General features: G+C 67.0%; 14 protein-coding genes. 10 read left to right on the top strand and 4 right to left on the bottom strand.

Annotation, left to right across the window (positions count from 1 at the left end; genetic code table 11):
- Window positions 1-7: 7 nt before the first annotated feature.
- Together OF829_RS12075 and OF829_RS12070 are read right to left on the bottom strand one after the other, a co-directional pair.
- Window positions 8-292, bottom strand: coding sequence for a hypothetical protein (locus OF829_RS12075; protein WP_264940310.1), 285 nt, complete (start codon window positions 290-292; stop codon window positions 8-10).
- A 57-nt stretch (window positions 293-349) separates the two neighbouring features.
- A complete protein-coding gene (locus OF829_RS12070; protein ID WP_264940309.1) occupies window positions 350-772 on the bottom strand; it encodes a VOC family protein in 423 nt (140 codons plus the stop codon).
- 45 nt (window positions 773-817) lie between these two features.
- Here OF829_RS12070 and OF829_RS12065 point away from each other — a divergent pair, with 45 nt between their 5' ends.
- From OF829_RS12065 to OF829_RS12030, 8 genes are all read left to right on the top strand, one after another.
- Window positions 818-1,318, top strand: a complete 501-nt coding sequence (locus OF829_RS12065; RefSeq protein ID WP_264940308.1) for a hypothetical protein — start codon at window positions 818-820, stop codon at window positions 1,316-1,318.
- Between the two features lie 4 nt (window positions 1,319-1,322).
- The gene (locus tag OF829_RS12060) at window positions 1,323-1,817 is read left to right on the top strand and encodes a hypothetical protein (protein ID WP_264940307.1); all 495 of its coding nucleotides are present in this window, start codon (window positions 1,323-1,325) and stop codon (window positions 1,815-1,817) included.
- Between the two features lie 55 nt (window positions 1,818-1,872).
- Complete coding sequence (gene lnt, locus OF829_RS12055) at window positions 1,873-3,438, top strand: apolipoprotein N-acyltransferase (protein ID WP_264940306.1); 1,566 nt, start codon at window positions 1,873-1,875, stop codon at window positions 3,436-3,438.
- A 77-nt stretch (window positions 3,439-3,515) separates the two neighbouring features.
- A complete protein-coding gene (gene metK, locus OF829_RS12050) occupies window positions 3,516-4,727 on the top strand; it encodes a methionine adenosyltransferase (protein WP_264940304.1) in 1,212 nt (403 codons plus the stop codon).
- A gap of 183 nt (window positions 4,728-4,910) precedes the next feature.
- Window positions 4,911-5,732 (top strand): EAL domain-containing protein, encoded by an 822-nt coding sequence (locus tag OF829_RS12045; RefSeq protein ID WP_264940303.1) that lies wholly within the window; start codon window positions 4,911-4,913, stop codon window positions 5,730-5,732.
- A gap of 249 nt (window positions 5,733-5,981) precedes the next feature.
- Window positions 5,982-7,004, top strand: coding sequence for a hypothetical protein (locus OF829_RS12040; protein WP_264940301.1), 1,023 nt, complete (start codon window positions 5,982-5,984; stop codon window positions 7,002-7,004).
- A 42-nt stretch (window positions 7,005-7,046) separates the two neighbouring features.
- The gene (gene trmB / locus OF829_RS12035; RefSeq protein WP_264940300.1) at window positions 7,047-7,739 is read left to right on the top strand and encodes a tRNA (guanine(46)-N(7))-methyltransferase TrmB; all 693 of its coding nucleotides are present in this window, start codon (window positions 7,047-7,049) and stop codon (window positions 7,737-7,739) included.
- 5 nt (window positions 7,740-7,744) lie between these two features.
- Window positions 7,745-8,776 carry a hypothetical protein gene (locus OF829_RS12030; RefSeq protein WP_264940299.1) on the top strand — a complete coding sequence of 344 codons (1,032 nt, stop codon included), beginning with the start codon at window positions 7,745-7,747 and terminating at the stop codon, window positions 8,774-8,776.
- A gap of 46 nt (window positions 8,777-8,822) precedes the next feature.
- On the opposite strand, the gene OF829_RS12025 is transcribed toward OF829_RS12030, so the two are convergent.
- A complete protein-coding gene (locus OF829_RS12025) occupies window positions 8,823-9,893 on the bottom strand; it encodes a glycoside hydrolase family 43 protein (protein ID WP_264940298.1) in 1,071 nt (356 codons plus the stop codon).
- A gap of 65 nt (window positions 9,894-9,958) precedes the next feature.
- Complete coding sequence (locus tag OF829_RS20595; RefSeq protein WP_319951552.1) at window positions 9,959-10,228, bottom strand: hypothetical protein; 270 nt, start codon at window positions 10,226-10,228, stop codon at window positions 9,959-9,961.
- Here OF829_RS20595 and OF829_RS12020 point away from each other — a divergent pair.
- Complete coding sequence (locus OF829_RS12020; protein ID WP_319951551.1) at window positions 10,175-12,271, top strand: type I secretion system permease/ATPase; 2,097 nt, start codon at window positions 10,175-10,177, stop codon at window positions 12,269-12,271. The two genes, OF829_RS20595 and OF829_RS12020, sit on opposite strands and share 54 nt — an antisense overlap.
- A 10-nt stretch (window positions 12,272-12,281) precedes the next feature.
- Window positions 12,282-13,736, top strand: coding sequence for an HlyD family type I secretion periplasmic adaptor subunit (locus OF829_RS12015; RefSeq protein ID WP_264940296.1), 1,455 nt, complete (start codon window positions 12,282-12,284; stop codon window positions 13,734-13,736).
- The last annotated feature ends 175 nt before the right edge of the window (window positions 13,737-13,911 follow it).

Genomic DNA, 13,911 nt, shown 5'->3' with positions numbered 1-13,911 from the left:
AGCTCCGTTAATCGGCCGCGTCGCTATAGGCCTCGGTCGCCGTCGAAGAGAAGCCTGCGCTGCGATCGGTATCGCCGCCCGCCGCCATCGCCGCCTCGCGCACCCATTCGGGTTCGGCCGCGCGCCAATCGGACTGCGCGGCCTCGCTGTGCGGGAACGTATTCATCCCCGCGACGGTGTAATTGGCGAGCACCGCTCCGCCACAGCTTCCCAGCGACACGATCCCGACCGCGCTCAGCGTCAGGAAACGCGCGCGGCGGCTGCGATGGAGCCGGGAAAGCCAGTCGTGCATGGCGCTTCAACGTGGCGCCGGCCTTCAGTGTTCCGGTCAAGGTAATCGAGCTTGCTCTCAGGTGGCGAACAGCATCGAATCGTCGGCAAACGCCTTGAACTCGAGCGCATTGCCGCTGGGATCGCGGAAGAACATCGTCGCCTGCTCGCCAACCTGATCCTTGAACCGGATATGCGGCGCGATCCCGAAAGCGACGCCCGCCGCGGCGACGCGCTCCGCCAACGCCTCCCAGTCCGGCATCGTCAGCACCACCCCGAAATGCGGCACCGGCACGTCATGCCCATCGACCGCATTCTCGACGGCGACCGGTTTCGCGCCGGGATCGAGATGCGCGACGATCTGATGCCCGAACAGGTCGAAATCGATCCAGCTGTCGGACGAGCGCCCCTCCGGACACCCCATCACCCCGCCGTAAAAGGCGCGCGCGGCGCCCAGATCATGGACCGGAAAGGCGAGGTGGAACGGCCGGATATCGCGCATGGCATCGCCCTAGCAGAGCGGCCCGCCCGCTGATAGGCTGCGCCCATGCGCATTCGCCTCACCCTGATCGCCACCGCCTGCCTCCTCCCCGGAGCGGCGCTCCCGCCGGAAGCCACGCTGCAATCGGTCTATGAATGCAGGCACGGGATCGACGCCTCGATGGCGCTGCTCGATGGGCTGACCGCCGAAAAGACGGTCGATCTCGGCGATGCGAATGGCCGCAACATCATCCGCTTCTTTCGCCCGCCCGCCGGACTGACCGTCTTCGGCCTGAAGCCGGCCAACCTTGCGGCGAACGACACGCTCGTGGGAACCAAGCGGCAGGTCGTGCTGATGAGCATGATCCCGCTGCCCTATGATCAGGTGGAGGCGACGGTGCTGGCGGCGAACGGCCTCAAGGCCTGTCCCGATCCCGGAGGGCAGGGCAACACCAAGGCCTGCGTCGTCTATGGCCGCTATTCCGAGCCCGAGACGCCGGGGCTGCTGCTCAAGGATTTCGGCGACGCGGTGGGGATCGGCTGCGGCTATACGCGCACGGAGGGGTAGCAGCGTGCGCCGCGCCCTCCTCCCCGCCGCCTGGCTCGCGCTTTCGGGCGCCGCGGCGCCGCAACCCGCCGACGCGCTTCGCGATCTCGCCGAATGCAGGCTCGCGCCCGAGGCGGTGGGCCCCGCGGTTGCGGCGCTTCGGATCGATGCCGCGCACGAGGCCGAGGACGGGCCGCGCCACCGGATCGTCCGCAACTATGCGCTGCCTGGCGGGATGACGATCTTCGGCCTCCCCGCCGCCGCGCTCGGTTCGCTCGAAACGCTCGAGGACGGTACGCGCCGGATCATGATCATCACGTCGGTTGAACGGCCCTACGCGGAGGTCAAAGCCGCTGCGCTCGCCGGCCACGGCCAGGCCAAATGCGAGGCCGAGGCCAGGCGGGACTATACGACCTGTCAGGTCTTCGCGATCAAAAAGGCGGAGTCGCGGACGTCGCTCCTGATCGGCGAGAATGGCGACACAACGGATATCGCCTGCACCTATGAGCCGATCCGGTAGCGATCCACGGTAGCGCCGCCTTGCCTCGATCGGCCATCCCGGCAATAGCCCCTTGATGCTTCGCCGGCCCCTTCTGACCGCGCTCTTCGCGGGGCTGATCTCCGCCACCGGGTTCGCGCCGCTGAACCTCTGGCCGCTGCTGCTGCTCGGGCTCGCCGTCCTGCTGCACCTTGTCCACGAAGCGCCGCGGCTGCGGGCGGCATTGGCGCGCGGCTGGATGTTCGGGCTCGGCCATTTCGCGGTCGGCAACAACTGGATGCAGCACGCCTTCGACTATCAGGACAAGCTGCCGCCCGCGCTCGGCTATCTCGCGGTGCTGCTGGTCGCCTGCTACCTCGCCATCTTCCCGGCGGTCGCGTGCGGGCTCGCCTGGCGCTTCAAGGCCGCGGTGCGCATCCATGCCGGATGGGAGGGGCCCGACAGCGCCTATGTCCTCGCCGCCGCCGCTGCCTGGATGGTCTCCGAGGGGCTGCGCGCGACGCTCTTCACCGGCTATCCCTGGGACCCGATCGGCCTGGGCTGGCTCACCGTCGATCCGGTCGCGCAGGGCGCCGCGCTGATCGGCACCTATGCGCTTTCGGGCGTGATGATGCTCGCCGCGGGCGCGCTCTATCTGCTGTGGTTCCGCAACTATCATTTCGCCGCAAGCGTCGCCGCTTCGCTGGTGGCGCTCGCCCTGCTCGGCACCGCCCACGCCCCCGAAATCCCCCGCACCGCCGAGTCGCCGCCGCAACTCCGCGTCCGCATCGTCCAGCCCAATATCGGGCAGGAGGCGCTGCACGATCCGGACTATAACGAGAAGGTGCTGGCCAGGATGATCGCGCTCTCGAAGGGCGCCAGCCTCGAGCCGCGGCTGCTGATCTGGCCCGAGGGGATGGTCAACGATCTGATCGAGGACGGCTATCCCGATCCGCGCTGGTACCGGGTTGATCCGCGCATCGTCCGCGCGCGCATCGGCGCGACGCTGGGGCCGCTCGATACCGCGCTGATCGGCGGCAACGCGCTGTTCTTCGATGACAAGGGCCGGATCACCGGCGCGGGCAATTCGATCTGGCCGGTCGATCCCTCGGGCATGCTCGGCAAACGCTACGACAAGGCGCACCTCGTCCCGTTCGGCGAATATCTCCCCGCCCGCCCCTTCTTCGAGGCGCTCGGCATCGCGCGCTTCGCCGCGGGCGATGTCGACTTCGTCCGCGGTCCCGGCCCCCAGACGATCGAGATCAATGGCGTCGGCAAGGTGGGCATGCTGATCTGCTACGAGGTGATCTTCTCGGGCCAGGTGGTCGATCCGCTCGAGCGCCCCGACTTCATCTTCAACCCCTCGAACGACGCCTGGTTCGGCAGCTGGGGCCCCGCCCAACACCTCGCCCAGGCGCGGATGCGCGCGATCGAGGAAGGGCTGCCGATCCTGCGCGCCACCCCCACCGGGATCTCCGCGGTGATCGACGCGCGCGGCCATGTCGTCGCCAGCATCCCCCACCTCGAGGAGGGCGCGGTCGACGCGCTGCTTCCCGCGCCCCGCCCGCCCACGCTCTTCGCGCGCATCGGCAATGCCGCGGCGGCGGCGATGGCGCTGCTCCTCCTGCTCTTTGCATTTGCCATAAGGCGCTTCGCGCGCTAGGGCCGCGCGGATATAAGGAAAGCTTTATATGGGCATGGCAACGGCCCGGCTTTCCTCTCCACCTTTGAGGAATTTCCATGCGTTCCAACTATCTCTTCACGTCCGAATCGGTTTCCGAGGGTCATCCGGACAAGGTTTCCGACCAGATCAGCGACGCGATCGTCGATCTCTTCCTGTCCAAGGACCCCGAGGCGCGCGTCGCCTGCGAGACGCTGACCACGACGCAGAAGGTCGTCCTCGCCGGCGAGATCCGCGGCAAGGGCATCATGGACGAGGCGGGCAACTGGGCCCCCGGCGTCCAGCAGGAGATCGAGGACACGGTCCGCGCGACCGTCAAGCGCATCGGCTATGAGCAGGACGGCTTCCACTGGCAGACGCTCGACTTCTCGAACAACCTCCATCCCCAGTCGGCGCATATCGCGCAGGGCGTCGACGCCGGCGGCAACAAGGATGAAGGCGCGGGCGACCAGGGCATCATGTTCGGCTTCGCCTGCGACGAGACCCCGGATCTGATGCCGGCGACGCTCTATTACAGCCACAAGATCCTCGAGCAGATGGCGGCCGACCGCCATTCGGGCGCCGCGCCCTTTCTCGAGCCCGATGCCAAGAGCCAGGTGACGCTCAAATTCGAAGGCGGCGTGCCCGTTGCCGCGACGGCGATCGTCGTCTCGACCCAGCATGCCAAGGGCTATGACGAAGGCGCCAAGGAAGCCGAGCTCCACGCCTATGTCCGCAAGGTCGTCGCCGACGTGCTGCCCGCCAGGCTCCTTTCGGACGCGACCGAGTACCACATCAACCCGACCGGCTCGTTCGAGATCGGCGGCCCCGATGGCGATGCCGGCCTCACCGGCCGCAAGATCATCGTCGACACCTATGGCGGCGCTGCCCCGCATGGCGGCGGCGCTTTCTCAGGCAAGGACCCCACCAAGGTCGACCGCTCGGCGGCGTACATCACGCGCTATCTCGCCAAGAACATCGTCGCCGCCGGCCTCGCCAAGCGCTGCACGATCCAGCTGGCGTACGCGATCGGCGTGTCCAAGCCACTGTCGCTTTATGTCGACACCCACGGCACCGGCACCATCGGCGACGACAAGATTGAGGAAGCGATCATGTCGATCGAGAAGCTCGGCGGCCTCACGCCCCGCGCGATCCGCACGCACCTCAAGCTCAACAAGCCGATCTACCAGAAGACCGCGGCGTACGGCCATTTCGGCCGCACCGCCGAAGGCGATCTCTTCCCCTGGGAAAAGACCGACCTGGTCGAGGATCTGAAGGCGGCGCTGGCCTGAGTCGCGCCCCTTCGGCTGAATTCGAGGCTCCCGCCGCGATCCCGGTCGCGGCGGGAGTTTTCTTTTGTATCCGGCCCTTAGGGGGAATCCCCAATGGTAGGAATCCAATGCGAGTCGGCCCTTAATTTCGGATACATGTTGTTAACCATAGCAAGGTCCCAACAAGGATTAGGGGACCGAGTGATGCTTAACGCCGCCGCCAACACCATGAAGCCCGCCGGGCTTTCGATCACGCTCCAGCCTTTGGTGCATGGTGGTTCGGATCTTCCCTTCGCGTGGCGCGGCAAGGTTTCGAGCAACGGCCTCGCCTTCGAGGCGCTGCTCGGCGGGCTGGCGCCCAATGAGCGCCAGATGCTCGATTGTGCCCGCGCCGAGCTCGCAGTCGCCGCGGCGGTCGCCAAGGGCATTCTCCGCACCGGGTCGCTGCTGATCGTGCCGGTCAATGCGGCGTGCGGTGCCCCCGATATCACCCTCGCCCACCTCCTCCGGGTCGCGAAGGCGCACGGCCTGCCCGCCGAACGCATCCTCATCGAAATCAGCGCCGACGAGCGCGGCAATCTCGAGGCGGCCGAGCGGCTGGCCGAGGCCTGCGCCATCGAAGGCCTCGCCATCACCCTCGGCGCCTTCGCCGCGGGCCATGTCGGGCTCAACCTGCTCGCGCGATTCAAGCCGCCCTTCCTCACGCTCGACGCCGCCCTGGTCCGCAACATCGAAACGAGCGACTCGCGCGCGCTGATCGTCCAGGGCGCACTCCGTCTCGCGCGCAGCCTCGGCACCACCGTGATCGCCGCCGCGGTCGAGACCCAGGGCGCGCTCGACACGCTCGTGCGGCTCGGCATCGCCCATTTCGAGCGCGGCCCGGCGCTCCGTCCGCTCCCCAGCGCGGTCATCCCGCGCCGCGCGCCGCGCACCGCGCCGCTGGGCACGCAACGCGACCTGCTGACCCATCGCCGCCAGCCCGCGCCGGGCACCTTCGCCACGATGGAGATGGCCGTCCAGGCCTAGGGCGTATCGACATTCAATTCATCCTCCCCCGCCAGGGGGAGGTGGCACGCGTAGCGTGACGGAGGGGGAGGACGGGGGCCACATTTGTTTCGTGTCCTCCCCCTCCGACGCCTTCGGCGCCACCTCCCCCTGGCGGGGGAGGATCAACCTCGCTCTCTGAATGTCGATACACCCTAGCCCCCTGAGATTGCTTGCGTTTGCGGCAGCCTGCGATAGGCTCTCCGTAATCCGGGGGCGGGGAGAGGGCTGATGTTCAAGAGGATCTGGGCGATCGCATTGATCGCCATGTTCGGCGCCGCCGTGGCGCCGGCACATGCGCAAACCACGATCGAGGTTCCCGCTAATGCCGGCTGGAAACATGGCGAGACCGGCCTGATCCTGCGCTCCCGAATCACCGGCATCCCGCGCGGGATGATCGTCGATAACAGCGCCAGCGAGCTCGACGTGATGGCGCAATATGAGAGCCCGGACGGGCAGACCTATATCACCGTCTATATCTTCCGCCCCGCGCTCGCGAGCGTGCCGGTCTGGTTCGACCGCTCCGAAACCGCGTTGCTTCACCGCGACATCTACGGCAATATCAAACCAGCCAGCGACGCGCCCACCGCCTTCGCCCCGCCCCGCGGCACCGTCGCCAGCGGGCTGCGCCGCATCTACGCCCCGGGCAAGGGGTTCCGCAGCACGGGCCTCGCGATGATGCCGCTCGGCAAATGGCTCGTCGCGGTGCGGGTCAGCTCGAACGCGGTCGGCACCGACGGGCTCGATGCCAAGCTGTCCGAAGTGATCGCCGGGATCGGCTGGCCCGAGGGTGTCGCCGAAGGCCCCGCTGCGGCCCCGATCGCCCCCTGCGCCCAACCGCTCGCCTATGCCAAGCGCGCGCGGATGCGGAAGCCCGACATGGCCGACGGACTGATGGGATCGACGATGATGATGATCGACGATCCGAAGCTGGGCATGCCCGCCGATCCCAAGGTGTATTGCCGCGATCTGCCGCCGCAGCCCGCCTATGGCGTCTATCGCGCGCCCGATGCGACCAACAGCTATGTGATGGCGGTGGGCGACGCGGGGATCGCGGTTCGCATCCTGCCCGAATTCGACGAGAAGCACGGATCGATGGTGATCGCGGGCTTCCTCGACCACGCCTCGGTCTATCCGCCGTTCGAGGCGCTGCCGCATCCCGATGACGTGATGCAGGCGCTGCGCACCACCGCGCCGCTCGCCCAGGTCTCGGCCGACGGCAAGAATGTCACGCTCAACATGCAGGCCAAGTAGCGCGGTTTCCAAGGGGGCCGCGCTCGGCTAGGGCGCGGCACCATGCAGGACCCCGCGACGATCCGCCGCCTCTATGGCCGCAGCCAGAGTCACAAGCTCCGCCAGGGCCAGGCGGCTTTGGTCGAGGAGATGCTGCCGCGCCTCAGCGTCCCCGAGAGCGGCCCGTTGACTGCCGAGAGCCTGTTCGGCGACGCCAACGAATCTGGCCGCCCGCTCGAACTCGAGATCGGTTTCGGCGCGGGCGAACATCTGGCGTGGCAGGCGGCGGCGCGGCCCGATCATGGCTTTATCGGCTGCGAACCCTTCCTCAACGGCATGGTCGGCGCGCTGATGCATATCCGTGACGGCGGGCTCGCCAATGTCCGCCTCCATCTGGGCGACGCGCTCGACGTGCTCGAGCGGCTCCCCGACGCGAGCCTCACCCGCCTCTATCTCCTCCACCCCGATCCCTGGCCCAAGGCGCGCCACGCCAAGCGCCGCATGGTCAATCACGGGCCGCTCGACCTGATCGCCGCCAAGCTCAAACCCGGCGCCGAGTTCCGGCTGGGCACCGACGACCCGACCTATTGCCGCTGGTCATGCATGGTGATGAACCAGCGCCGCGACTTCGAATGGCAGGCGAGAACCCCGCAGGATTTCCTCGCCCGCCCCGCCGACTGGCCCCAGACCCGCTACGACGCCAAGGCGCGCGGCAAGGGGCATGAGGTCTGGTATTTCCGGTATCTGCGGGCGTGAGGGCGATGAACAGCGCACGACGGACGCTCGAGCTTTCGATGGCGAGAAAGAGGGGCATCTGGGCAGCGGCGCAGGACGCCAGCCGCTTCAGCGAGTTGTACAATCTACTCTGGGGCCTGGATATTCTCGCGCCCCGCGCCGCCGATCTGGTGAAGCAGGCGCTCGCCGGCAGGGGCCCCGCAGCCGCGTGCCTTCTCCTCATCGACCCCACGGCTTTTCGGCATCGCTTCGTGTGGCGCCTTTTCTGGGCGCTTTCTCAAGCATCGCTGGACATCAGCGATCCAGGCCTGACGGCGACGCACGAACCAGAATTGAACGGCGCCTTTATCGGGATGATCCAGAGGGCGATCGCGTCCTTTCGGACTCCTCGTAGAAGCCATGACCTTGCCGTCGTGATTGGCGATCACGCGACACTCGGTAACGAAGCACGATCGGGTGCCGATTTCGGCCTAATTATCGAAATCGATATCGGGGATAAGTTGCTCTATCTTGTCACCCTGCTTCAGGCCAAGCGGGCGACCAGCCGTATTGTCGATGTGCGGCGCGCTGCAGGCGATTCCACACAGCGGGATCGATTGCTCGGCTCGGGTATCGGATCCTATCTTTTCTACATCGCGCACGACGATCCACGGCACCTTGGTCCGACCGTGAAAAGCGCCGAAGCCATCGGCGACCCGCAACGCGTGGATACGATCGTGGGGGCCAGTGATTTCGCCGCCCGGATGGCCGCCGCCGCCGGTCAGCTTGCGATCGGCAAGTCGGGACCTCCCTATGCGCTCCCGGGCTTTGGCGCAGCAAGTAGTCGCGAAGACGCTGCATATCTGCTGTTCAATCCGAACATCCCGGATATCCGAGTGAACAATGTCCTTGTCGCGAGAATCGGCGATATTACGCGGGAGGCGCTTTCGATTGCCGGCTTTGAAAGTGACTGGAACGAGGTCATCGCGCGTCATCGTGAGGCTGTGGAGCAAGCGCGAGGCGAGACTGGTGGGATGGGTACCCACGAGCGCGAGCCTCCGCTGCTGAGTGAATACTGAGTCGCCAAAGCTGGATAGTCCACGCTGCCGCCCGGCCGACCGTACCTCACTTCCCGAACGGATCGATCGTCCGGATCGCATCGCCGTCCCAGAACAATTCGGTGAGCTTGACGTTGCGCAGCGGCGTCTGCCCCGACATCTGGCTGTCGGCGTAGAAGAGCCACCAGCGGCCGTCGAACCGGATCATCGACGCATGCGTCGTCCAGCCCTCGACCGGTTTCAGCACGACTCCCTTGTAGGTGAAGGGCCCGTACGGCGTGTCACCCACCGCATAGACGAGCAGGTGCGTGGTCCCGGTCGAATAGGTCAGCACATATTTGCCGCCCAGCTTGTTCATCCATGACCCCTCGAAGAAGCGCCGCGCCTCGTCGCCCGCGAGCAGTGGCTTGCCCTTCTCGTCGACGATCATCGCCTCGCGCGGCGCCTCGGCGAATTCGAGCATGTCAGCGGTGAGCCTGGCGACGCGAGGCATGAAGGCCCGGTCGCGCTTGCCGCGCGGATCGGCGGGCGGGCCATCGGGGTCGAACGCGCCGTCCCGCCATTTCTGCAGCTGCCCGCCGTTGAGCCCGCCGAAATAGAGATAGGCCGTCCCGTCATCGTCGATGAACGCCGCGGGATCGATCGAATAGCTCCCCTTGATCGGCTCGGGCCGCGCGGTGAACGGACCCGTCGGGCTGGTCGAGGTCGCCACCCCGATCCGGAACGCGCCCGCGCGGTCCTTCGCCGGGAAATAGAGATAATAGGTGCCTTGCCTGTACGCGGCGTCGGGCGCCCACATCTGGCGCGACGCCCAGGGCACCTGCCCGATGTCGAGGATGTTCGAATGGACCGTCACCGGCCCGCCCGGCCGGTCCATGCTCAGCACGACGAAATCGGTCATGCGAAAGCTGTTGCCCTCGCTCTTCTGGAAGGGCGGTTCGTCGGATAGCGGCGGGCCCGGAACGTCATGGCTGGCATAGACATAGATGCGCCCGCCAAAGATATGCGCGGCCGGATCGGCGGAATAGGTGGAGGTCACCAGGGGCTGCGAAAGATAGGGCCGCCCGTTCGGCGCTCGCTGCGCCGCGGCGGGCGAAACACTGACGATCAATGCCGCCGCCGCCACGATCCAACGCATGCTCTTTCCCCCGGGTTCGATGCTCTCTCCGTCCATCCTGGGCGATTTGCCGCCCGGGCTCAACGCTACAGAAATGCCGCGGCGCAACCGAAGAACAGCGCCAGAATTCGACCATCATTCAGAGGGTTCTCGTCAATCGCATCGCGGCTGATATAGTTAATGCCGGTGCCGATTCGCGCGGCAGTCAAACGAGATCGGCCGGTCGCACCCAAATGTCTTCCCAACCCGAAGCTGTCATCGACCCCTTGTCGCCGGGATTCGATCCCGCGCTTTCCTGTTTCGTGCTGCTCGCGCGCTTTCTCGGTGTCGCCGCCGATCCGGGGCAGATCGCGCATGATCGCGGCAAGGGCGACACGCCCTTTTCGCTCGCCGATCTGTCGCGCGTGTCAAAGCGGCTCGGGCTGATCGCGCGGATCCGCGGCGCGGATCTTGGGGCGCTCGCCAAGGTGCCGCTGCCCGCGATCGCGACGCTCAAGGATGGCGGCGCGGTGATCCTGCTCAAGGTCGAGGAAGCGGAGGTGCCGCGGCTGCTCGTCCAGCCCGCCGGCGCCCAGGGCCCCGAAGTGTGGACCGCCGAGGAATTCGCCGCACGCTATTCGGGCGAGCTGCTCCTCCTCACCTCGCGCGAGAATATGGCGGGCGCGACGCGGCCCTTCGACATCAGCTGGTTCATCCCGGCGCTAGTCCGCTACCGCAAGCCGCTGCGCGACGTGCTGATCGCCTCCTTCTTCCTCCAGGTGATGGGGCTGGTCTCGCCGGTCTTCTTCCAGCTGGTGATCGACAAGGTGCTGGTCCACCAGTCGATGTCGACGCTCGACGTGCTCGCCTTCGGGCTCGGCGTGGTGCTGATCTGGGAGACCGCACTGTCGGGCCTGCGCAACTGGCTGTTCGCGCATTCCACCAACCGCGTCGACGCCGAGCTCTCCGCGCGGATGTTCCGCCATCTGCTCGGGCTCCCCTTGAGCTATTTCGAGGCGCGCCGCGTCGGCGACAGCGTCGCGCGCGTCCGCGAGCTCGAGCGGATCCGCGAATTCCTCACCTCCAACGCGGTGACGGTGGTGCTCGATCTCTTCTTCACCATCGTCTTCTTCGTGGTGATGTATCTCTACAGCCCGATGCTGACGCTGATCGTCGCGCTGTCGATCCCCGTCTACGCCGCGATCTCGATCTTCATCACCCCGCCGTTGCGCAAGCTGCTCGACGAGAAGTTCCGCCGCGGCGCCGAGAACCAGTCGTTCCTGGTCGAGAGCGTCACCGGCATCGGCACCTTGAAGGCGATGGCGGTCGAGCCGCAGATGCGCGACAAATGGGAGAAGCTCTTCGCGGGCTATACCGGGGTCGGCTTCCAGGTCACCCGGCTCGCCAATTGGGGCAGTCACCTGATCCAGCTCGTCTCGAAGCTGACGACGGTGCTGATCCTCTATTTCGGCGCCAAATCGGTGATCGCGGGGGACCTGACGATCGGCTCGCTGGTCGCGTTCAACATGCTGTCGGGCCGCGTCGCCCAGCCGATCCTGCGGCTCTCGCAGCTCTGGCAGGATTTCCAGCAGGTCCGCATCTCGGTCGATCGGCTGGGCGATGTGCTCAATTCGCCCGCCGAGCCCGAGCACAACCCCAACCGCGCCAGCCTGCCGCCGATCGAGGGCGACATCGTCTTCGACCGCGTCCGCTTCCGCTACCGCGCCGACCTGCCCGAGGCGCTGCGCGGCGTTTCGCTCGAGGTCGCGGCGGGCGAGATGCTCGGGATCGTCGGCCCCTCGGGGTCGGGCAAGTCGACGCTCACCAAGCTCGTCCAGCGCCTATACGTCCCCGAGCAGGGCCGCGTGCTCGTGGACGGCACCGATCTCGCGCTGATCGACCCGGCCTGGCTGCGCCGCCAGATCGGCGTGGTGCTGCAGGAGAATATCCTGTTCAACCGCTCGGTCCGCGAGAATATCGCGCTGAGCGACCCCACGCTGCCGATGGAGCGGGTGATCGCCGCCGCCGAAATGGCCGGCGCCAACGAGTTCATCCTCGAAATGCCGCACGGCTACGACACGATCATCGAGGAGCGCGGCGGCAACCTCTCCGGGGGCCAGCGCCAGCGCATCGCGATCGCCCGCGCGCTGATCGGCGATCCGCGCATCCTGATCCTCGACGAGGCGACCTCGGCGCTCGATGCCGAGAGTGAGGAGATCATCCAGAATAATCTGCGCAGCATCGCGCGCGGGCGCACCGTGCTGATCATCGCCCACCGGCTTTCGGCGGTGCGCCAGTGCAACCGCATCGTCACCGTCGAGGAGGGCGCGATCACCGAGATGGGCGATCATGCCGCGTTGCTTGCCGCGGGCGGGCGCTATTCGGAGCTGTACCGCAAGCAGATGGGGCCGGCGCTGTGAGCTTCGCCCAATGAGCTTTGCAACCCGCTTCCCCACGCTGACGCGCCACTGGCAGGTGCTGCGCGAATCCTGGGCCGCGCAGAACAAGGCGGTGAAGGCCCAGCGCCCGCGCACCGATCACGAATTCCTTCCCGCCGCGCTCGAGATCATGGAGACCCCGCCCAGCCCGGGGCTGCGCTGGCTGCTGCTCGTGCTGTGCGCGCTGTTCGCGGTCGCGATCCTCTGGTCGGTTTTCGCGCATGTCGATGTCGTCGCGGTCGCGCGCGGCAAGGTGATCCCCGCCGCCAACGTCAAGCTGATCCAGCCGATCGAGATCGGCGCGGTGCGCGCGATCCATGTCCGCAACGGCCAGCATGTCGACAAGGGCGAGCTGCTGATCGAGCTCGATCCCACCGTCGCCGGCGCCGAGGAGGCGCAGGCCACCCAGGGCCTCGCCTCGGCCGATCTGATGAAGGCGCGCACCAACGCGATCCTGGGCTATCTCGCCGGCGGCCCGATCCGCTTCACCGTCCCCCCCGGGATTCCGCCGGCCATCGCCGACGTCCAGCGGCGCTACGTCACCGCGGCGATCGCCGAGTTCGAGGCGCAGCGCGCCAGCCTGCTCCAGCAGCGCGCCGAGCGCGCCGCCGAACTCGCCTCGTCGCTCGCCGAGATCGCCAAGCTGCGCGAGACGCTGCCCTTGGTCGAACAACAGCTCGCCGCGCGCCGCGTCCTTGCCGATCGCGGCTATTTCTCGAAGCTGCGCCTGCTCGAATATGAGCAGGCGCGCATCGAGCATCTGCGCAACATCGATGTCCAGGAGGCCAATGCGTCCAAGGCGCGCGCCGCGATCGCCACTCTCGATGCCGAGATCGTCAAGCTGCGCGACACGTTCGCGAAGACCGCGGTCTCCGATCTGGGCGAAGCGACCGACAAATCGGGGCTCGCCACCGAAGAGCTGCGCAAGACCCAGCACCGCCGCGAATTCCAGGCGATCCGCGCGCCGGTGAGCGGCACCGTCCAGCAGCTCGCGGTCGCCACCGTTGGCGGCGTGGTCCAGCCCGCGCAGGTGCTGATGGTGATCGTGCCCGACGACAGCGCGGTCGAGGTCGAGGCCGAGATCCTCAACAAGGATATCGGCTTCGTCCGCGAGGGGCAGCCGGTCCGCGTCAAGCTCGACGCCTATCCCTTCACCGATTTCGGGCTGATCGACGGCACGGTCGAGACGATCAGCCGCGACGCGATCCAGCAATCGCCGCAGCAGACCGCCGCCGAACACGGCCAGACGCCGCAGCCCGGCCAGGGCCTTGTCTATGCCGCGCGCATCCGGCTCAACCGCCGCACGATCCGAATCGCGGGGCATGACCAGCTGATCGGGCCGGGCCTCGCGGTGCAGGTGGAGATCAAGACCGGCGAGCGAAGGGTGATCCAGTATCTGCTGTCACCCATCGCCACCACCGTCGACGAGGCCGGCCGAGAGCGCTGATTTCACCTGAATTTTTTGTTAATATTACGTTAACCATGAATTGACGACCCTCCCATCGCCGGTTGATACAGCCGGTAGGGTCGCACCGAATCGCCCAAGGGAAAACAACCCGGGGCACTCCGACATCACCGCCCAAGGGGGAGGGAAACGTGCTTTTGCGCGTGGGGAAGGCTGT

The sequence above is a fragment of the Sphingomonas caeni genome (assembly GCF_026013415.1).
In the GTDB taxonomy this organism is placed as follows: Bacteria; Pseudomonadota; Alphaproteobacteria; order Sphingomonadales; family Sphingomonadaceae; genus Sphingomonas; species Sphingomonas caeni.
Note: the sequence above shows the minus strand (reverse complement) of the source record. Positions and strands in the feature narration are given on the sequence as shown.